Origin of the sequence: Actinoplanes derwentensis, from assembly GCF_900104725.1 — a bacterium.
GTDB lineage: Bacteria > Actinomycetota > Actinomycetes > Mycobacteriales > Micromonosporaceae > Actinoplanes > Actinoplanes derwentensis.
Genome location: NZ_LT629758.1, coordinates 3,657,007 through 3,675,629 on the forward strand (window position 1 = coordinate 3,657,007; position 18,623 = coordinate 3,675,629).

Genomic DNA, 18,623 nt, shown 5'->3' on the forward strand with positions numbered 1-18,623 from the left:
GATCAGCCCGCGCTGACGACCGCGGCGGCCAGAACCAGGCCGAGGATGGCGCCGCCGACGCCGGCCGCGGCCGCGTACCAGCCGAGAGGGCGGTCTCCGAGGAAGCCGGCGACCACGCCGAGGACAACAGCGATGAGGCCGAAGAGCACCGGGACGAAGAGGACGGCGATCACGGCACAGACGAAGGCGATGATCGTGCAGACACGGGCGCCTGAGTTCGGGCGGCCGCTGGAGGGGTGGGACATGTCGGTACCTCCCGAGGTCCGGGTCGCTGGCACCATCTGTCTACCCAGGACGGTCCTGCGCCATGCCTCGTCCGGTGACCGGCGGGATCACGTGAGCATCTGGGCGAACTCGTCCGGTGTGATCACGGGGATGCCCAGCTGGGCCGCCTTCTTGGCTTTGGCTGTGGTGGTCTCGGCGGTCACCAAGGCTGTCGTCTTGGCGGACACGCTGCTGCTGGCGGAGCCGCCCAGGGCTTCGATTCGTTCGCTGACCGTGGTCCGGGTGTAGCCGGGGACCGAGCCGGACACCACGTAGGTCTGGCCGGCCAGCGGTTTGGCGCCGCCGTCGTCCAGGACCTCCATCGTCAGGCCGGCCGCGGTCAGGCGGTCGATCACCTCGCCCATGGTGACCAGGCCGTCGACCACGTGCTGGGCCTTGATCAGGCCCATCTTGTCGATCTCGGCGATCTCCTCGACCGTGGCCGCTCGCAAGGCCGGCATCGACTTGAACCGGGCCGCCAGCCAGCGGCCGACGCTGCGGCCGGTCATCCGGATGCCGAGACCGGTGACCACCCGGTTGAAGGGCTGTTTCCTGCTGGCTGCCAGGCCGGTGATGATGCGGTCGGCGTTGGCGCGGCCCAGCATCACGGTGCCGCCGGACGTGGTCTTGCCGACCGGCAGGTCGGCGATCGTGTCGGCGGTCAGGTCGTAGAGGTCGGCGACGGTGCGGGCCAGGCCGGCTTCGATGATCGCGTCGCAGAACGAGTCGCCGGCGCCGTCGACGTCGAGGGCTTCGCGGCTGCACCAGTAGGCCAGGGCGTTCGCCGCGGCGCACGAGGCGGTGTGGCAGCGCCACAGGAGGCTCGACTTGTCCCACGGCTCGCCGCACTGGGGGCACACCTCGGGCGCCACCCACGGGGTCAGGCCGTGTGGCTGGTCACCGATCGGGGCGGTCACCCGCGGGATGACGTCACCGGCCCGCCACACCGCGACGGTCTGGCCGAGGGCGAGGCCCTGCTCGGCGACCCACTGCGGGTTGTGCAGGGTGGCCTTGGTGACGGTGGTGCCGCTGACGTGGACCGGGTCGATGATGGCGCGCAGGCTGATCCGCCCGGTGCGGCCGACCCGCACTTCGATGTCGCGCAGCACGGTGGACGCGGTGTCGGGCGGGTATTTGAAGGCGACCGCCCAGTACGGCGTGCGGCTCGCCAGGCCCAGCCGTCGCCGGGTGGACTCGGCGTCGGCTTTGATGACCGCACCGTCGATGGGGAACCCGAGGGTCGCGCGCCGGGCACCGATCAGCTCGATCGCGGCGGTCACCTGCTCGGTGGTGAAACACTGCCCGGCGGCTTCCGGAATGAGTCGGCAGGCGGCGGGAAAGCCCAGCTCCTGCGCCCGGTCCATCCGCTCGAGATGACTGCCGGCGGGGTCGGTGATCTCGTAGGTCGCGAACGTCATGGGAGCGTCGTACGCCCGGTCGATGCTCCGGATCGCCCCGGCCACCGCACCGCGCGAGTTGACGAACGCCTTGCCACCGGCGGTGACCCGGTTGGCGCTGGCGGCCTCGAAGTCACCGACGGTCATGTAGACCTCGCCGCGCACCTCACCACTCCACGGGGTGGCCAGCTCAGCGGGCAGCCCGGCGACACCCCGGCGCACCTGGGCGGTCACCTCCTCACCGGTGGCACCGTCGCCCCGGAGTGCGGCCAGGGTCAGTCTGCCGTCGACATATTCGGCGCGGAGCGCGAGGCCGTCGAGTTTCACCTCCACCAGGCAGCCGTCGCCGGCCAGGGTGGTGACGAAGGCCTCGACCTCCTCCGGCGTCTTGATCTTGTCGAGGGAGAGCATCGCGGTGGGGTGCCGCACGTCGCCACCGGCAGAGGCCCCCGCGGCCACTGCGGTGGTGATGCCCTGGTCATCCCACTCGGGGCGCTCGGCGATGGCCGCCGCGATCCGGTCGGCGAGCGTGTCGTAGTCGGCGTCGGTCATCACGGCGTCGCCGGTGTCGTAGTAGGCCCGGGCGGCACGCCGCGCCGTCTCGACCGCCTCGTCGAACTCGGAGCGGTCGGAAAAGGTTGAACGAGTGACCATGCCCGAAGGTTACGGCTGGGGTCCGACAAAAAAGTGGGACCGCCGAGAACCACCGGGAACAGCAATCGATGCGCACCTCTGCCACCCGAGCCGTGAAACGATCCAGAATTTACCGGCCGGAAACCGTTGACGACCTCGTTACATCGATGCAGACTCCCTTGGAAAGCGCATTCCTACTGCTGAAACCGGCCCGAGCCACTGATCACCATCGGCTCGGTGGCGCCGGGCAGTACAAGATCAAGAGCTTTTCCCCGCTGCGGTACGCCCACCGAACGCCACTCGGAGGAACGCGCATGCCCACCCGTACCAGCAAATGGTTGAGAACCTGCACCACGGCGATCGTCCTCGTCGCCGCCATCCCCACCCCCGCCGTGGCGTCCGCGCCGCGCGGGCCCCGGTTGGAACGTCTCGATCGCGGCCTGGTCGCCGCCCCCACCAGCGAGGGCGTCTTCCTGAGCTGGCGGCTGCTCGGCCAGGAGGCGACCGGGCACTCGGCGACCGGGCTGACCGGGGTGAACTTCCACGTCTACCGCGACGGCCGGCGGATCGCGACCGTCTCGGACAGCACGAACTACCTGGACAAGGCCGGTTCGGGCACCGCGAAGTACCGGGTCGTCCCGGTCAAGGGCGGGCCGTCCGGCAGCGCGACAGCGTGGCAGAACGGCTTCTACGAGATGCCGCTGAGCAAACCGGCCGACGGTGTGACCCCGGCCGGTGAGGCCTACACGTACTCGGCGAACGACATGAGCGTCGGCGACGTGGACGGCGACGGCAAGTACGAGTACGTCGTCAAGTGGGATCCGTCGAACTCCAAGGACGTGTCGCAGATCGGCTGGACCGGGCCGGTCTACATCGACACCTATCGCGCCGACGGGAAGCTGCTGCACCGCATCGACCTGGGGGTCAACATTCGGGCCGGGGCGCATTACACCCAGTTCCTGGTGTACGACTTCGACGGTGACGGCCGCTCGGAGATGATGTTGAAGACGGCGCCCGGCACGAGGACGATCCGAGACGGGAAGTCGCGCTACATCACGACGCCGGGTCACGCTCCGACCGAGGACTACCGGTTGAGCGCGGCCGGATACTACGAGCACGTCGTGGACATGTTCCTCGGCTGGCACCAGCATCCGGAAGTGGTGGCCGGGCGCTGGCCGGCGACGCTGGAGCAGGCGTTCGGCATCGCGCCGCGGTATCAGTACCCGCTCAGCCGGGCGGACGCCGAAGCGCTCACGGACTACTTCATGGACGTGTACGCACCGGCCCGCAGCACTCGCAACAATCTGCGCGCGTTCGAGGGGTTCATCGTCGACGGCCCCGAGTACCTGACCGTTTTCGACGGTGCCACCGGGCGTGAGTTGCAGTCCATCGAGTACAAGCCGGGGCGGCACGACGACGGCCTGATGTGGGGCGACTACGCGATGGCGCGCATCGAGCCGGGCAACCGGGTCGACCGGTTCCTGTCCGGGGTGGCCTACCTGGACGGCAGGCATCCGTCGGCGGTCTTCGCCCGGGGCTACTACACCCGCACGACACTTGTCGCCTACCGGTGGAACGGGCGCAAGCTGGTCGAGGACTGGTTCGTGGATTCGGGCTGGACACCGATGACGAACCCGTTCAACGACTCGCCGCACGGCCGGGACGGGACGTCGCCCGTCTACGGGACGCTCACCACGCAGGGCTTCCACTCACTGAGCGTCGCGGACGTGGACGGCGACCGGAAGCAGGAGATCATCTACGGGTCGGCCACCATCGACGACGACGGTGACCTGCTGTACTCGTCGTTCGCCACGATGCCCGAGGGCAGCGCGACACCCGGGATCCAAGCCCGGCTCGGGCACGGTGACGCCATGCACGTGACCGATATCGATCCGGACCGTCCCGGGTTGGAGATCTTCACCGTGCACGAGGGCGGGACCTATGCGCCGTACGGGATGGCGATGCGCGACGCCCGTACCGGCGAAGTGTTGTTCGGCACCTACTCCGGTCGCGACACCGGCCGCGGCATGGTCGGGGACGTGCTGCCCGGCACCCGGGGCATCGAGTCGTGGGCGAGCATGCCCGGTGGATCCGAGGCGCTCGGGCTGCACAGCGCCAAGGGCGAGATCCTGACGAACACCATTCCCGGTACGAATCAGAGCATCCGTTGGTCCGCCGACCTCACCACGCAGATCCTCAACGGCGCGCAGGACGTCACGCCCAGCATCGACGACTGGAACCATGGCCGGTTGCTCACCGCCGAGGGCACCCGCACCAACAACGGCACCAAGGGCACCGCGAGCCTGATCGCGGACGTCTTCGGCGACTGGCGGGAGGAGTTGCTGGTACGCACCACCGACAGCTCGGCCATCCGGATCCACCTGAGCACCGAACTGACCGGCCACAAGCTCTACACGCTGATGCACGATCCGCAGTACCGGGTCGAGGTGGCTCGCCAGCAGACCACTTACAACCAGCCGTCGTATCCCGGCTTCCACCTCGCCTCGGACACCGACTGGTCGAAGGTTCCGATCCCCCACTGAGCCCGGATATATTTTATATTGGCGCCATCATGGACAGCAGTCAGGAGATTCGCGCCAACGAGAACCGGACGACGACCGACGAGCTGGACCGGCTCTGGGACTCGCTGCCCGCCGTGCGGCCCGAGGAGATCCTCGGGCCGTGGCGGGGCAGCGAGTTCGTCACCGGGTGGCGCTGAGTTACCGCAGTTGCCGTGAGTGCGCGGAATGCCGGGCCGGGCATCCGGCCTACTGCCTGCTCAGCGACCTGAACATGCGCGGCACACCCACGTTTCGGCTACCCGATGGCTCGCCCGTCCACGGGGGCTTCTTCGGGCAGTCCAGTTTCGCGAGCCATGCGGTGGCGTACCAGAGCAATGTCGTGAAGATCTCGCCCACCCTGTCCCCGTCCTCGCCGCGCCGCTCGGCTGCAGCGTCCAGACCGGCGCCGGGACCGTCCTCAACGTCCTGCGGCCCTCCCCCGGCGACACCGTCGCGGTCTACGGCACCGGCAGTGTCGGCCTGAGCGCGGTGATGGCCGCGGTCGCCCTGGGCTGCACGGTGATCCCCGTCGACGTCCATCCGGGGCGGCGCGACCTGGCCCTCGCGCTGGGCGCGACGGACCTCGCCCCGGACAAGGTGCACCACGCCGTCGACACCACCGGGCGCCCCGACGTGATCGCCCGCGCCATCGGCGCCCTGCACCGCCGGGGAACCCTCGCCCTGGTCGGCATCGGCGGGGAAGCCACGTTCGACATCATGACCGTGATGCGCAACGGCATCCGGATCCGCGGCGTCATCGAAGGCGACGCCGATCCCGCCACCTTCCTGCCCCAGCTCATCGACCTGCACGGCCGGGGACTGCTGCCGATCGAAAAGCTGATCACCGAGTACCCGTTCGAGGAGATCGAGACCGCCGCCCGGGACGCCGCCGCCGGAAAGGTGGTCAAGCCGGTACTCACCTTCGGGTAGACATAGGACATGTCTTATCCACCGCCGCAGTACTTCGGGGAATCCGGGGAGAAGAGCGCGCTGTACCGGCCTGCCGCCGCCGCGCCCGAACTCGTCGACCACAACGGGACTCGTGTCCACTACCTCGCCACCGGGGAGTCGACGGGTGGGCTGTTCGGGATCTACCGGTGGGAGTGCGGGCCGGCCGAGGTCGGGCCCGCTCCGCACTTCCACCGTTCGATCAGCGAATCGTTCTACATCCTGTCCGGGGTGATGAGCATCTACAACGGTACGGAATGGATCGACGCCGAACCGCATGACTGGGTGCACGTGCCGATCGGCGGGGTGCACGGGTTCAAGAACCGGTCCGGGGCGCCCGTTTCGATGCTGCTGCACTTCTCGCCCGGAGCGTCCCGGGAAGGCTACTTCGAAGGACTCGCGGACCTCGGGGAGATGACTGATGACGAACGTGCCGCCTTCTTCCTCGAACACGACAACTACTGGCTCTGAGTACATCGCCGGTCTGCCCCGGAAACGGATGGGGGCCGGGGTGCTGCTCACCGACTCACTCGGGCGGGTGCTGCTCGTCGAACCGACCTACAAGCCGTACTGGGAGGTGCCGGGCGGGGCGGTCGAGGCCGGCGAGTCGCCGTACTCCGCGGCGGGACGCGAAGTCACCGAGGAACTCGGGCTGTCCGTCGAGGTGGGGCGGCTGCTGGTCACCGACTGGGTGCCGCCGCGTGAGGATCGTACCGACGGATTGATGTTGATCTTTGAGGGTGGCCTGTTGTCCTCCGCGGCCGCCGAACGGATCACGCTGCCCGCCGACGAACTACGGTCCTGGGCGTGGTGCACCCCGGCCGAGGCCACCGAACGGCTGATCCCGCTGCTGGCCAGGCGAGTCACCGCCGCACTACGGGCCAGCGCCGACGGCACCTCCGTCTACCTGGAGGACGGTCACCTCATCGTGTGAACAAATTCCGTCACGCCGGTAGTAGCGGGCCGGGCCCGTTCGTCAACAGGGTGAAGGACGCGCTCGGGGATGGTCTCCGGGACAGAATCGACGAGATGGGCAGCGATGACCATGGGAGCGACACGATGAGATACCTGATGCTGGTCTGTATCGACCCGGACTTCACACCGGGAGCGGACGACGGGGCGCCGGACGTGGACGACTGGGCCGGGGAGATGGACGGCAAAGGGATCCGGCTGATGGGTGACCGGACCCGGCCGGCCAGTGCGGCCACCACGGTGCGGGTCCGCAACCGGGAAGTGCTCATCACCGACGGCCCCTACATCGAGACCAAGGACGTGATCGCCGGCTTCGACGTGCTCGAATGCGACGACCTGGATCAAGCGATCGAGGTGGCGTCGAAACACCCGATGGCCTGGTCCGGAGTGATCGAACTGCGCCCGGTCTGGCCATGGGACGAGGACTGAGCCACACTCACCGGCCCGGCATTCGCGGTGGGGCGGGGCGGCGTCTTGGTTGAGCGGATCGCGGAGATCTATACCGACGGGTGGGGCCGGATCGTCGCGGCGATGATCCGGTTCACCGGTGGGGACTGGAGCCTGGCGGAGGAGTGTGCGCAGGACGCCTTCGCCCAGGCTCTGCGGACCTGGCCCGAGTCGGGGGTGCCGGAACAGCCGATCGCCTGGCTCACCACGACGGCCCGGCGGCGGGCGATCGACGTCATCCGGCGGGCCGGGGTGGAGCGGGCGAAACTGCGGGAGGTGGCGATCGACGCCAGCCGTCGGGCGGCCGGACAGCCGGAAGAGCCACGCGACTTTCCGGGCGACTTTCCGGGTTCGATGGAGGATGCGTCGGACGAGCGACTGGAACTGATCTTCACCTGTTGTCACCCGGCGCTGAGTAACGAGGCGCAGGTGGCACTCACGCTGCGGAGTGTGGCGGGGTTGAGCACCGCCGAGATCGCCCGGGCCTTTCTCGTCTCGGAGAAGACCATGGGACAGCGGATCTTCCGGGCCAAGCAGCGGATCAGGCACGCCGGGATCCCCTTCCGGGTGCCGCCGCCGCATCTGCTGCCGGACCGGTTGTCGGCGGTGCTGCAGGTGCTGTATCTGCTGTTCAACGAGGGCTACTCGGGCGATCCGCGGCTGTGCCGGGAGGCGGTACGGCTCGGGCGGGTGCTGGTCGCCCTCATGCCGGACGAGCCGGAGGTGATGGGCGCGCTCGCGCTGATGCTCCTGCAGGAGGCCCGCCGTGCGGCCCGGCTCGACGCCGACGGTGACCTCGTCGAGCTCGCCGACCAGGACCGGTCGCTGTGGAACGCCGGGCAGATCACCGAAGGTGCGCAGTGGTGTGAGCGGGCACTGCGGCACGGGCGGGCGGGACCATACCAACTGCAGGCGGCGATCGTGGCCTGCCACGCGACCGCGACCGGCCTGGACGACACCGACTGGGCGCAGATCGCCGGGCTCTACACCGCACTGCGGAAGGTCGCGCCGAGCCCGGTCGTGGAGTTGAACCGGGCCGTCGCGGTGAGCATGACCGAAACCGGGCCCACCGAGGCGCTCCGGCTGGTCGACGACATCGATGGGCTGCACGACTATCACCTTTTCCATGCTGTTCGTGCCGATCTGCTGTTCCGGGCCGGGCACGATCCCGACGACGCTTACCGGTCCGCGATCCGTCTCGCCCCGACCGAAGCGGAGCGGCGGCTGCTCACCGCACGGCTGGCCGACCGGTCAGCAACCTCACCGCGAAGCGAGCCTCGAACCGGGCCGCCCACCCGGCCACCGGCGGCAAGGTGAGAGCGAACCCGAGGGTGACCGTGGCGTAGAAGCCGGCGGCCATCAGGTAGGAGCCGTCGTCACTCGGCCGGGACCAGCCCCACAGTGCCCAGCTCAGGCCGCCGAGGATCGCCGCCCACCAGGTGGCTACCAGCGTGAACGAGACGACACTCGGGATCCAGCGGAACGCGGCATGCCCCAGATCGCGCCACGTCTGCCGGTCGAGGAGCACCGACAGCAGCTTTCCGGGGAGGGTGGCGGCTCCCACCGTACGATAAACGGGGTGTGGGATCTCCCGGCCGAGGACCACCGCGACCCTCTCGCGCTCGGCGGCGGCGAAGCCGCGAGCCTGCATCAACGCGAACATCATCAGCGGCAGCCCCACCCCGGCCACCGCCAGCCCGGCGCCGATCACCAGCACGGTGACCGGAACCAGCAGAGCCCCGGCGGCCAGCGGAAGTCCGGTGAGGACATAACGGGAGTCGGACGCGGCCCGTGCCACCGGAGCGGGCGTCAGAGCCGGTTCGAACCGCGTCGTCATGCTGAGAACGCTAGTGAACCGGGCCTGGTTTGCCGATGATGCCAGCCCACCGTTCCCTGGTAGTGCTAGCACTACCTCCGCGCTAGAGGATCTCCCAGTCGAGGATCTTGTCCTCGTCGATACGGGGACGGTAGGCACCGGCGAACGGCTCACCCGTCTCCAGCGCGGCCGCCGTCTGATCCAGCAGGTCAGCGACCGAATCCGGCCAGCGCTCGAACCGGGTGCCGCTCTCCGCGTCGAACTCGCCCACCCGGCCGTGGCCGCCCGGCCGCTGATCGGTGAGCAGACTGCCACCGGCACCGTCCGCGGCGAACGGGACGAAACGCGGATGCCACCACACCTCGGCCCAGGTGGTGTCGGCCCCGGCCAGGACCTGACAGCTGGTCTGCCAGTCCTGAAAGATCCCCTCCAGCGATGACGGATGGAAGAAGGGCGGCAGCGAGAAACGGTGCGCCCCGTCGTGGCGCAGCAACGAGACCGTCAGATCGGGTGGGAACTCCACCGACATCCGCCGCTGAAGTTCGTCGATCTTCTCCGGTGTCGCCGGGGGACCCAGCGATGCCAAGGTCTCCGGCGTGTTGGCGGCCAGCCACATCTCGATGCGTTTCCAGGCCGCGTTCACCCGGATGGTCGTCGCGGTGTCCGGTTTTGCGGGCGTGACCCGGCGACGGCCTTCCCAACACGGGTCGGGGCGCTTCGACGGTGTCAGATCGGCACTCAGGCTCGGAACCGTCGCAACCCGAGGACCCGTCGGATCCTCGAACTGGGACGTCGCCAGGGTGGTCGGGGTGGCGCATCGACCCAGGACACAGGCGACGAGCACGCAGACCGCGAAGACTCCGAGCAGCGCGGTCACGACCCGCCGGCCGCTGAAGCCCTCCACCGGGGGCGGCGGCACGGGCGTACCGGTCGCTCGCAGCATCGGATCGAAGCTGTCGCCGGTCACGTCGGCGGCGATCCGGCCCGCCACCGGAACGGGCAGTTCGACATCACCGACGGTGACGACCGCGCCGTGCAGCCCCCGCCCTTCGAGGGCGTCCAGGGCGAGCGTGGTGAGATTGGCCGCGTCCTCGTCCGGCCCGGTGACCAGCACCACCGGCGCTTTCAGCACCACCGCGAGATCAGCGAGAGCCCAGCCCTCCGGCCCCAAGGCCAGAAGAAGACCGGCTTCGCCGCTGACGATCACCAGCGGGTACGCCCGGGTAAGCGCCTCGATCAACTCCATGGCGCGCCGCAGGTCCAGCCGCTCCACTCCCTCGAGCAGCCCCGCCGCGTGCTCACGCACGAGCTCCCCCGAGCCCACCGGCCCACCGGAACCCACCTCATCGGCGGCCACCGAACTGTCGACCGCCGCCGGGCTTTCAACGGCCACCGGGCTTTCGACGGTCACCGGCGCTCCGAGGGCCACGACCGCCACCGGCACCTCGGCCGCCGCGGCGAGCCCCGCCACCGCCCGCCGCCAGTCGACCTCCGCCGAGGTCGCCGCCACGATCCAGGCCCCCGAGCCGGGCCAATTCCGCTCCACCGAGCCACAGTAGACGGCGCTGCTCACCACGCGCTGCCCGCTGTTCACAGCCAATGATGCCAGCCAATCGGTCCCTGGTAGTGCCACCGCTACCAGGGAACCGTCAGACGGCGACCAGCACCGCGCCGCCGTTGGCGATGTCGACGCGGAAGGTCAAGCCGGTCGCTCTGGTCAGCTTCGCCAGGGTCGCCAGTGCGGGAGCTTCGCCACCGCTCTCCAGACGGGCGATCGCTGGTTGGTGCAGTCCGGTCAGGCCGGCCAGGTCACGTTGGGACAGTCCGTGCTCGGTCCGGTACTTCACCACGGCGACGCCCACCTCACGAGCGAAAGCCGTCTTGTCCCATTCCACACGGAACTGGACATCCGCTTCCAGCCGTTCGGCACGAACCTCGTCGGCGGTCCTCAGGTCGGACAGCTCCATATCAGTCCTCCCGCAGCTCACTCAGTCGCTGCTCGGCAAGCTTCACTGCCTGCGCGAATCCTCTGCGATCGCTTTTCGCCTCCGGGCTGATGGCGGCGACCACGAACACGTCACCGATCCGTCGGCACAAAGCCCGTCAGGGGCTGTTGCCAGCCCGTGGTCGCAACTCACGGATCTTCTCGGCAGCGTTGACATTACTGCTGTGCGGGTCCGGCAACGCAGGTCCGAGAGCCTCGAGTTTCTCGAACGCGTGGAAGATCGCTACAGCCTCGGCACTCGGAATTTTGGCTAGTTCAAGCTCGGCTTCCGGGTGGACGACGACCTCCCAATCCATTCCCCCACGATAACGATCCTGTTATCGCTCTGACGATACCCCTTTCGGGGTCGACGGACCACTGACCCCGAAAGAGTCACGGTTGATCACGCTTTTCACAGCGCGTTAGCGGCGGGTTCGCGGGCCGGCACGCTGGCGGGTGGCGGGGCAGGGGTGTCGTCCGGGGGTGGGATCACGGCGATGCCTACCAGGATCAGGGCTCCGCCGGCCATCTGGAGTGGGGTCAGGGACTCGCCGACCACAATCCAGGCGAGGATCGAGGCGAAGACCACCTCGAGGAGGCCGACGAACGACGCGAGGCGGGAGCCCAGTTTGTTGGAGCCGTAGATGCCGGTGGCGTACGCGACGGCCGTGCCGAGGAACGCGACCACCATCAGTGGCACCCACCACGCCACCGGGGAGCCGAGCAGCAGCACCTCACCGAACGTCATGCTGACCGGCACCAGGCCCACCAGCCCGGCCAGGCCCAGGGTCACGCCGCCCAGCAGAAGACCGAAACCGGCCAGCGCCACCGGCGGCAGCCCGTCGGCGGGGCGGGCGGCGACCACGAAGTAGACGGCGCATCCGATCGCTGCGGCGAAGGCCAGCAGAATGCCGACCGGGTCGACGGCGTTCAGTGCTCCGGGGCCGATGACCAGCACCAGGCCGCCGATGGCGAGCACCGAGCCGATCAGGACGGCCGGGCGGGGCAGCCGCCGGGTGGCGACGGCGACCCACACGACCAGTAGCAGCGGCGCCAGATATTCCACCAGCAGCGCGGTCGACACCGGGATCCGGCGGAGTGCCGCGAAGTAGGTGAGCTGGGTGAACGCCACCGCGATGACGCCCATGCCGACGACACGCCAGCGGCCCCGCCACAGCGCGTCCCAGCGGCCGCGCAGGGAGAAGACGACGATCGGCAGCAGCAGGACGCCGGCGATGAGCGCTCGGGCGGTGACCGCGGCGGCCGGTGACCACCCGGCTTCCAGCAACGGCTTGATGAACGCGCCCGACGTGGCGAACGTCGCGGCGGAGGTGACGGCGGCGGCCAACCCGGTGTAGAGCGGCTTCACAACACCCTCCAGTCAGGGTCTAAAATCTGTACGGCCCTGACGCTAGGCTGTTCCCGGATAAGGAGTCAACTTGCTTTTTGCCCCTGACACCGAGGAGGCGCTGGAATTCGTCGTCGCCCTCGCCAACACCGCCGAGGGCGCCTCCCGCACCGGCGACGACGAGCTGGTCACGGTGGCGGAGCTGGCCGAACTGCTGGCCCGTTATCCGTACTCGGGCCGCATCGACCACGACGCCACCGAACTGGCCGCGGTGCGTGAGGCCCGGGACCAGCTGCGGGCACTCTGGACACTCGGCCGCGACGACGCGGTCACCGTCGTCAACCGGATGCTGCGTGAGGCCCGGGCGCTGCCGTTCCTGACCCGGCACGACTCGCTGGACTGGCACATCCACGCCACCGAGCCGGACGCCCCGCTGGCCGAGCGGATCCGGGTCGAGGCGGCCCTGGCCCTGATCGACGTGATCCGGATGGACGAGAGCGGCCGCCTGCGGGTCTGTGCCGCCGACGACTGCACCGGCATCTTCATCGATCTGTCCCGCAACGGTTCCCGGCGTTTCTGCTCGGTCCGCTGCGGCAACCGGATCAACATGGTCGCGTTCCGGGCCCGCGGCCGGAGTGGTAAGGACCACTGACTGCGACAGGGCCGTACTCGATAGGGTCGGTGGGTGCCCCGCCGGAACGCCGTAGCTCTTGCCGTCTGTCTCGCTGCCGCGTTCACCACCCTGCTTGACCAGGCCAGTCTCAACAGCGCGATCCCGGCTCTGCGCAGTGAGCTGGGTGCCGGCCCGGCCACCCTGCAGTGGATCATCGCGGGTTATTCGCTGACGTTCGGGCTGGCGATGATCCCGGCCGGGCGGCTCGGGGACGCGCACGGGCGCAAGTGGCTGTTCGTCGGCGGGGTGGCCCTGTTCACCCTGGCCGGCATCGTGGCGGCCACCGCCGACGAGGCGTGGGTGGTGGCGGTGGCCCGGCTGACCCAGGGCGCCGGGGCCGGCATCGTGAACCCGCAGGTCTACGGCATCTTCCAGGATCTGTTCACCGGACGGGAGCGGGCTCGGGCACTGGGTGCCTATGCGACCGTCGGCGGGGTCACGGCGGTGCTCGGGCCGCTGGTCGGCGGGGCCGTGCTCGGTACGGTCGGTGCGGATCTGGGCTGGCGGATCGTACTGCTGCTGAATGTGCCCTTCGGTCTGATCACCGTGCCACTGGCGATCAAGTACCTGCCGAGCGGAACGACGAGGACCCCGCGCCGGACCGCCCTGGATCTGCCGGGTCTCGCCCTGCTGGCGACGGTGACACTGTGCCTGTTGCTGCCGTTCGTGCTGCCGGGCACCCGGATGATCCTGCTGATCGCGGTGGCGGCGCTGGGGGCGCTGATCTGGTGGGAGCGGCGGTACGCCCGGTCGGGCCGGACCCCGGTGCTGATGCCGGAACTGTTGCGCTCCCGCGGGTTCACCCTGGGGACGCTGTCGGCGATGTTCCAGTTCGGGGCGACCCTGTCGGCGAACCTGGTGCTGATCCTCTACCTGCAGGACGGGCTCGGCTGGACCCCGTTGCGGGCCGCGCTGCCGATGATCCCGGGGGCGCTCGGGTTCGCCGTGGCCTCGTCGCTGAGCTGGCGGGTGCTGGCCCGGTTCGGGCGGGCCGGAGTGGTCGGGGCGCTGCTGGGTTCGGTGACGGCGTTCGGGGCGGCCCTGCTGGTGGTGCTGACGGTGCCGGAGTCCCGGCTCGTGGTGGCGCTCGGGCTGACCCAGCTCGCGTCCGGGATCGCCGGTGGTCTGATGCTGTCGCCGAACCAGGCGCTGACCCTGGCGCACGCGCCCGCCGGAGCGGCCGGCCTGGCCGGAGCGTTCCTGCAGGTGTCGCAGCGGATCTCGGCGACGCTGGCGACGGCCGCGGTCACCGGGATCATGGTCGTCAGCTCGGGGGTCACCGCCGGGCTGACACTGTGCGTGGCGATGATGGCGGCCTCGGCCGTCTGTTCGGCGCTGGACCTGCGCACACGGCAGCCGGCCGGCGAACCCCTGGCCGTACCGTGACCCGGATGACGACTCGGGTGATCGTGATCAACGGCGGGTCCAGTTCGGGGAAATCCGGGATCATCCGCTGCCTGCAGGCGATCCTGCCGGATCCGTGGCTGGCCCTCGGGACGGACACGTTCGTCGACGCGCTGCCGAGGACGAGTGACGTCATCGCGTTCGGTCCGGACGGCGGAGTGGAGGTCGGCCCGGCGTTCCGCGACCTGGAGGCGGCCTGGATCGACGGGGTCGCCGCGATCGCCCGGTCCGGCGCCCGGGTGATCGTCGACGAGGTCTTCCTAGGCGGCGCCTATTCGCGGCAGCGCTGGCAGAAGGCCCTCGGTGACCTGCCGGTGCTGTGGGTCGGGGTCCGGTGTGACGCGACGGTGGCCGCGGGCCGGGAGATCGCGCGCGGTGACCGCACCCCCGGAATGGCCGCGAAACAGGCGGACCTGGTCCATCAGGGCCTGACCTACGACCTGGAAGTGGACACCACGCACACGGAGGCGGTCGTATGCGCCCGGATCATCGCGGCGCGGCTCACTCCGGCTTGAAGAAGCTGCCCGCCGACTCGCCGCCGGGTGCGCTCGCGATGCAGTGCAGCATCGTGGTCGACCCGACCGGCACCGGCCACGCGTCGACCTGCCACTTGCGGGTCTTGTCGGGTTGACGGCTGCGGGTGGCCATGAATTCGGCGGAGCACACCGCCCCCACCTCCGGGCGGGCGGTGAGGGGATCCTCGCCGATCACCACACCACCGGCCGGCAGGGGCACCGCCGCGAACGTCTCCCAGTAGTGGTCCTCCGCACAGTCCTTGCGGCGCGGCGGTGACGCCACACCCGAGTTCGCGACCAGGCCGCCCCAGCACATCGGCTCGGTCGGGCACCAGCCGTCGTCACATTCGGTGAAAAGATCCGGCATCGTCACGACCCGGTCGGAAGTCGCGATCGGGTCGTCCTGCCGGACCACTCCCCAGGCCACCACGCCGCCGACCACGATCAGCAGCCCGGCCAGGGCGGCCAGCAGGACCGGAGTCCGGGAGGCCGGACGCGGGCCGGACAGCGAGACCGACTGCGGCGTCTTCAGGGCGAGAGCGTCCCGGGCTGCGCCCGCCAACTCCCGGGCCGACGGCCAGCGGTCCAACGGGTCGACGGCGAGAGCCCGCTCGACCACCGCCTGCACCGGCAACGGCAGGTCCACCTTGATCGTGCGCGGACCGCCCTGGAGCCGCTGCAACGCGACCGCGTACGGGTTGTCGCCCACGAACGGTTTCTCGCCCGCCAGACATTCGTAGGCCACGAGTCCCAGCGAGTAGACGTCGCTGAGTGGCCCGGCCGGTTCGCCGCGGACCTGCTCCGGCGAGAGGTAGGTGGGCGTACCGAGAATGGCCCCGGAAGCGGTCAACTGGCTGGCGGACTCGTGACGGGCGATGCCGAAGTCGGTGATGACGACGGTTCCGTCCCGGCGTACCAGCAGATTGGCGGGTTTGATGTCGCGGTGGACCAGACCCTGATCGTGCACCGCCTGCAGACCGGCGGCGGCCTGCTCGATCAGCCGCATCGTCTCGTCCGGCGCGAGCCGCCCGCGAGCCAGCCGCTGCGCGAGAGACTCGCCGTCGACGAACTCCATCACCAGGAACAACACACCCTGGTCCCGCCCGAAGTCGTGGATCGCGGCGACGGCCGGGTGATTGATCCGGGCCATCGAGGTGGCCTCGGCCTCGAACCGTTTCGCGAAATCCGGATCGCCGGCGACGGCGGAGAGCATGACCTTCACCGCGACGGTACGCCGGAGCACCTCGTCGACCGCAAGCCACACCTCACCCATGCCGCCCGCGCCGACGCGCTTCTGCAGCAGGTAACGGTTCCCGATTCGCACTCCGGCCTGTAGCACCGCGACATCCTAATGGCCCGGCACATCAGCAGGTAAATACGTTGCCGCCGGTCCGGATCAGGGCGATCATGGCGGCATGTCAATCTCTTGGAGCCATGCCGCGTAACCCCGGCATCCCCGGCCTGTCCCCGGCCACCGAACGCGCGATCGGCAGACTGGAACGCGACCGTTTCCAGCCCGGCGACACCAGTGCCGCCTACCGCCTCTGGCGACGGACGGCCACCGGTTCGTTCACCTCCTGGGAACGATCCGTGTTGGAGGTCAACGGCATCGATTTCACCGACACCGACGACTACCAGTGCTCCTACACCCAGGGCCGCGGCCGCTCGACACTCGCCCAGGTCATCCGGCTGCTACCGGCCGGCCCGGCCGCCGAACTGCGCCGCCAGGTCCAACGGCTCGACACCCAGATGTGGAACAAGGCCCGCCACGCCGGAGCCACCTACCGCTTGACCGCCTGGTTCGACTGGCAGGGCATATGGTGACGGGCACGAATCCCCGCGGGCTGGGGCCCCACCCGATCGGGGCCGGGGTGCGTCCCGCTGGTGGCCATGCCGGCTCAGTGCGGCCAGAAGAGGGAATCGATCTCGGAGTAGCCGGGCGCCCGCTCCAGAGACCGGTAGGTGCCCTCGGTCAACAGTTCCCGGGTGGACCGCTCGGCCAGACCATAAGCGGCCTGGGCGATCGCCGTGCCCACACTGACCCGGCGGACCCCGGCGGCGGCCAACTCGGCAATCGACGGGCCACCCGGGCCGGCCATCACATTGACCGGCAACGGCGAGACGGCAACCAGGTCACGCAGCGCCGCGAGGTCCAGCAGACCCGGAACGAACAGGCAGTCCACACCGGCCGCGGCATAGGCGGTGGCACGTTCCAGAACGTCACCGGTGCCGAGTAGGTAGACGTCGGTGCGAGCGTTGATCACCAGCTCGGGGAGCCCGGCACTCGCCGCCGCCTCGCGGGCCGCCGTCAACCGCTCGGCCTGCTCACCGACCGGCACCAGCATGCCGCTGCGGGAATCCTCGATGTTGACGCCGGCCGCGCCGGCTTCGACCACCGCCCGGACGATGGCCGCCACGTCGCCGTAGCCGCCCTCCACGTCAGCGGTCACCGGGACGGCCACGGCCGCCGCGATCCGGCGTACCGCCGCGATCATGTCCTTTGATGTCAGCCCCTCCCCGTCGGAACGGCCCAGCGACCAGGACACACCGCCGCTGGTCGTCGCCACCGCCTCGGCACCGGCCCGGACGGCGACGGCGGCACTCCCCGGATCCCAGATGTTCGGCAGCACCAGCAGGGGCCGCTCGTGCAGTGCCCGCAGCGTGCGGGCCTTCCCGGCAACAGATGAATCGATCACGAGTCGAGTCTTCCCGCGACCCACCGTCCGTGGCTGGCGGTTATCGGCCCTCACCGTCCGTCCGGCGGCCCGGCGCACCTTTCGAGCGCCGGACTCCGGGAACCGGCCCACTCGGCGATCGATGCGCCGTTTTGCACGCCGAAAGAGGAGTACGTCACCACTGACGACTGCGGACGGCGACTCGGAAGGCGGTCAACGCCCGGGCAGGCTCCCCGGCGGCCGGGAGCGCATTCATGGGTGTCGCCGTCCGTCGGGGAGGATGGGGGCATGCGGGTGGCGGCGGAGCGGATGATGGCGGCGATCGAGGCGTGTGTTCCGGAGGCCGCCGGTGGGGAGACGATCGTCCGGGCGGACGGGTCGGTTCGGGTGATCACCGATGGGGCCACGATCAGTGCGGCTGCCGCTGACTGGTGGATCGGTGACACGCCGGGGGTGGAGGCGGCGATCCGGATCCGGCGGGACACGTGGACCTACAACGCCAATCCGGTGTACGGGGTGCTGCTCGTCGACGGCGGGATGTGGCTGCTCAACGAGCGGGTCACGATGGACGATCTGGGGCGGCGGCTCGGCGATGACGTGGACCCGTTCGCGTACGCCGAAGTGCTCGCCGAATTCTGGTCCGGGGAGACCGCCGACGGGCCGGTGTCCAGCGCGTGTGCCGCCGATTTCGCCTGGCCGGCCGGTGAGCTCTTCCTCGACTCCGGCGTCTACCCGGATCCGGTCGTCGACCGGGACGGCGACCAGCTGGTGATCGACTTCTTCTCCGGGCGTGGTTTCATCCCCCGGCACACGGCGGCCGGTTACCACGTCTACCGCTGGCGGATCACCGCCCGCCCCGGACGGCGCCCGAAGTGGGAGCGTGAGCATCTGGGGTTCGACGGCCCCGGATCTTGACCCCGCCGCGACGTCATGGCGTCGCCGGCTACCACGCGGCGCTGGGTCACCCGGGCGACGAACGGTTCGGC

At 69.8% G+C, this 18,623-nt stretch carries 21 protein-coding genes; 12 read left to right on the forward strand and 9 right to left on the reverse strand.

The genetic code is table 11. The features are described 5' to 3' along the window. Positions 1-2 precede the first annotated feature (2 nt). Both BLU81_RS16105 and ligA read right to left on the reverse strand, forming a co-directional pair. Positions 3-245 (reverse strand): hypothetical protein, encoded by a 243-nt coding sequence (locus tag BLU81_RS16105; RefSeq protein ID WP_092545430.1) that lies wholly within the window; start codon positions 243-245, stop codon positions 3-5. Positions 246-332: 87 nt separating this feature from the next. Then, on the reverse strand, positions 333-2,315 hold the full coding sequence (gene ligA / locus BLU81_RS16110) for an NAD-dependent DNA ligase LigA (RefSeq protein WP_092545431.1): 1,983 nt from the start codon (positions 2,313-2,315) through the stop codon (positions 333-335). A 293-nt stretch (positions 2,316-2,608) separates the two neighbouring features. Here ligA and BLU81_RS16115 point away from each other — a divergent pair, with 293 nt between their 5' ends. The 7 genes from BLU81_RS16115 to BLU81_RS16145 all read left to right on the forward strand — a co-directional run bounded on the left by BLU81_RS16115 (position 2,609) and on the right by BLU81_RS16145 (position 8,539). Further along, on the forward strand, positions 2,609-4,837 hold the full coding sequence (locus BLU81_RS16115; protein ID WP_092545432.1) for a rhamnogalacturonan lyase: 2,229 nt from the start codon (positions 2,609-2,611) through the stop codon (positions 4,835-4,837). Between the two features lie 29 nt (positions 4,838-4,866). Then, a complete protein-coding gene (locus BLU81_RS16120) occupies positions 4,867-5,013 on the forward strand; it encodes a GXWXG domain-containing protein (protein ID WP_092545433.1) in 147 nt (48 codons plus the stop codon). Positions 5,014-5,347: 334 nt separating this feature from the next. Then, positions 5,348-5,785, forward strand: a complete 438-nt coding sequence (locus BLU81_RS49855) for a zinc-binding dehydrogenase (protein ID WP_197686237.1) — start codon at positions 5,348-5,350, stop codon at positions 5,783-5,785. Positions 5,786-5,794: 9 nt separating this feature from the next. Beyond that, positions 5,795-6,274 carry a cupin domain-containing protein gene (locus tag BLU81_RS16130; protein ID WP_092545434.1) on the forward strand — a complete coding sequence of 160 codons (480 nt, stop codon included), beginning with the start codon at positions 5,795-5,797 and terminating at the stop codon, positions 6,272-6,274. Further along, the gene (locus BLU81_RS16135; RefSeq protein WP_307833783.1) at positions 6,225-6,737 is read left to right on the forward strand and encodes an NUDIX domain-containing protein; all 513 of its coding nucleotides are present in this window, start codon (positions 6,225-6,227) and stop codon (positions 6,735-6,737) included. The genes BLU81_RS16130 and BLU81_RS16135 overlap by 50 nt, the downstream gene beginning before the upstream one ends. Before the next feature lie 125 nt (positions 6,738-6,862). Continuing rightward, a complete protein-coding gene (locus tag BLU81_RS16140; RefSeq protein ID WP_092557148.1) occupies positions 6,863-7,204 on the forward strand; it encodes a YciI family protein in 342 nt (113 codons plus the stop codon). A 45-nt stretch (positions 7,205-7,249) separates the two neighbouring features. Further along, complete coding sequence (locus BLU81_RS16145; protein ID WP_331717481.1) at positions 7,250-8,539, forward strand: RNA polymerase sigma factor; 1,290 nt, start codon at positions 7,250-7,252, stop codon at positions 8,537-8,539. Here BLU81_RS16145 and BLU81_RS16150 read toward each other — a convergent pair. From BLU81_RS16150 to BLU81_RS16165, 5 genes are all read right to left on the reverse strand, one after another. Continuing rightward, a complete protein-coding gene (locus tag BLU81_RS16150) occupies positions 8,451-9,059 on the reverse strand; it encodes a sensor domain-containing protein (RefSeq protein WP_092545436.1) in 609 nt (202 codons plus the stop codon). The genes BLU81_RS16145 and BLU81_RS16150 overlap by 89 nt on opposite strands. 82 nt (positions 9,060-9,141) lie before the next feature. Beyond that, entirely contained in the window at positions 9,142-10,584 is a 1,443-nt protein-coding gene (locus BLU81_RS51530; RefSeq protein WP_157751616.1) for an SMI1/KNR4 family protein, read from the reverse strand. A 103-nt stretch (positions 10,585-10,687) separates the two neighbouring features. Continuing rightward, complete coding sequence (locus BLU81_RS16160) at positions 10,688-11,005, reverse strand: helix-turn-helix domain-containing protein (protein ID WP_092545438.1); 318 nt, start codon at positions 11,003-11,005, stop codon at positions 10,688-10,690. A 136-nt stretch (positions 11,006-11,141) separates the two neighbouring features. Next, complete coding sequence (locus BLU81_RS48325) at positions 11,142-11,339, reverse strand: type II toxin-antitoxin system RelE/ParE family toxin (RefSeq protein ID WP_157751617.1); 198 nt, start codon at positions 11,337-11,339, stop codon at positions 11,142-11,144. 95 nt (positions 11,340-11,434) lie between these two features. Next, complete coding sequence (locus BLU81_RS16165; protein ID WP_092545439.1) at positions 11,435-12,391, reverse strand: EamA family transporter; 957 nt, start codon at positions 12,389-12,391, stop codon at positions 11,435-11,437. Between the two features lie 70 nt (positions 12,392-12,461). On the opposite strand from BLU81_RS16165, the gene BLU81_RS16170 reads away from it, so the two are divergent. From BLU81_RS16170 to cpt, 3 genes are read left to right on the forward strand one after another with little or no spacing between them, the layout of a single operon-like run. Further along, entirely contained in the window at positions 12,462-13,022 is a 561-nt protein-coding gene (locus BLU81_RS16170) for a CGNR zinc finger domain-containing protein (RefSeq protein WP_092545440.1), read from the forward strand. A gap of 33 nt (positions 13,023-13,055) precedes the next feature. After that, the gene (locus BLU81_RS16175) at positions 13,056-14,429 is read left to right on the forward strand and encodes an MFS transporter (protein WP_092545441.1); all 1,374 of its coding nucleotides are present in this window, start codon (positions 13,056-13,058) and stop codon (positions 14,427-14,429) included. 5 nt (positions 14,430-14,434) lie between these two features. After that, on the forward strand, positions 14,435-14,962 hold the full coding sequence (cpt, locus tag BLU81_RS16180; RefSeq protein WP_092557152.1) for a chloramphenicol phosphotransferase CPT: 528 nt from the start codon (positions 14,435-14,437) through the stop codon (positions 14,960-14,962). On the opposite strand, the gene BLU81_RS16185 is transcribed toward cpt, so the two are convergent. Beyond that, entirely contained in the window at positions 14,949-16,301 is a 1,353-nt protein-coding gene (locus BLU81_RS16185; RefSeq protein ID WP_092545442.1) for a serine/threonine-protein kinase, read from the reverse strand. The two genes, cpt and BLU81_RS16185, sit on opposite strands and share 14 nt — an antisense overlap. A gap of 95 nt (positions 16,302-16,396) precedes the next feature. Here BLU81_RS16185 and BLU81_RS16190 point away from each other — a divergent pair, with 95 nt between their 5' ends. Continuing rightward, a complete protein-coding gene (locus BLU81_RS16190; RefSeq protein WP_092545443.1) occupies positions 16,397-16,786 on the forward strand; it encodes a hypothetical protein in 390 nt (129 codons plus the stop codon). Positions 16,787-16,860: 74 nt separating this feature from the next. Here the strand turns inward: BLU81_RS16190 and BLU81_RS16195 are convergent, their stop codons facing one another. Next, positions 16,861-17,658: an isocitrate lyase/PEP mutase family protein gene (locus BLU81_RS16195; RefSeq protein ID WP_092545444.1), complete on the reverse strand. Its 798-nt coding sequence runs from the start codon at positions 17,656-17,658 to the stop codon at positions 16,861-16,863. 267 nt (positions 17,659-17,925) lie between these two features. Between BLU81_RS16195 and BLU81_RS16200 the strand changes: the two genes are divergently transcribed. Next, on the forward strand, positions 17,926-18,552 hold the full coding sequence (locus tag BLU81_RS16200; protein ID WP_092545445.1) for a hypothetical protein: 627 nt from the start codon (positions 17,926-17,928) through the stop codon (positions 18,550-18,552). The last annotated feature ends 71 nt before the right edge of the window (positions 18,553-18,623 follow it).

Bases quoted from the DNA above. Each gene is read 5' to 3' on its own strand.
- ligA (WP_092545431.1), bottom strand. From the start codon at position 2,315: ATGGTCACTCGTTCAACCTTTTCCGACCGCTCCGAGTTCGACGAGGCG.
- BLU81_RS16130 (WP_092545434.1), top strand. From the start codon at position 5,795: ATGTCTTATCCACCGCCGCAGTACTTCGGGGAATCCGGGGAGAAGAGC.
- BLU81_RS16140 (WP_092557148.1), top strand. From the start codon at position 6,863: ATGAGATACCTGATGCTGGTCTGTATCGACCCGGACTTCACACCGGGA.
- BLU81_RS16105 (WP_092545430.1), bottom strand. From the start codon at position 245: ATGTCCCACCCCTCCAGCGGCCGCCCGAACTCAGGCGCCCGTGTCTGC.
- BLU81_RS48325 (WP_157751617.1), bottom strand. From the start codon at position 11,339: ATGGATTGGGAGGTCGTCGTCCACCCGGAAGCCGAGCTTGAACTAGCC.
- BLU81_RS16120 (WP_092545433.1), top strand. From the start codon at position 4,867: ATGGACAGCAGTCAGGAGATTCGCGCCAACGAGAACCGGACGACGACC.
- BLU81_RS16135 (WP_307833783.1), top strand. From the start codon at position 6,225: ATGACGAACGTGCCGCCTTCTTCCTCGAACACGACAACTACTGGCTCT.
- BLU81_RS16150 (WP_092545436.1), bottom strand. From the start codon at position 9,059: ATGACGACGCGGTTCGAACCGGCTCTGACGCCCGCTCCGGTGGCACGG.
- BLU81_RS16115 (WP_092545432.1), top strand. From the start codon at position 2,609: ATGCCCACCCGTACCAGCAAATGGTTGAGAACCTGCACCACGGCGATC.
- BLU81_RS16190 (WP_092545443.1), top strand. From the start codon at position 16,397: ATGCCGCGTAACCCCGGCATCCCCGGCCTGTCCCCGGCCACCGAACGC.
- cpt (WP_092557152.1), top strand. From the start codon at position 14,435: ATGACGACTCGGGTGATCGTGATCAACGGCGGGTCCAGTTCGGGGAAA.
- BLU81_RS49855 (WP_197686237.1), top strand. From the start codon at position 5,348: ATGGCCGCGGTCGCCCTGGGCTGCACGGTGATCCCCGTCGACGTCCAT.
- BLU81_RS16200 (WP_092545445.1), top strand. From the start codon at position 17,926: ATGCGGGTGGCGGCGGAGCGGATGATGGCGGCGATCGAGGCGTGTGTT.
- BLU81_RS16160 (WP_092545438.1), bottom strand. From the start codon at position 11,005: ATGGAGCTGTCCGACCTGAGGACCGCCGACGAGGTTCGTGCCGAACGG.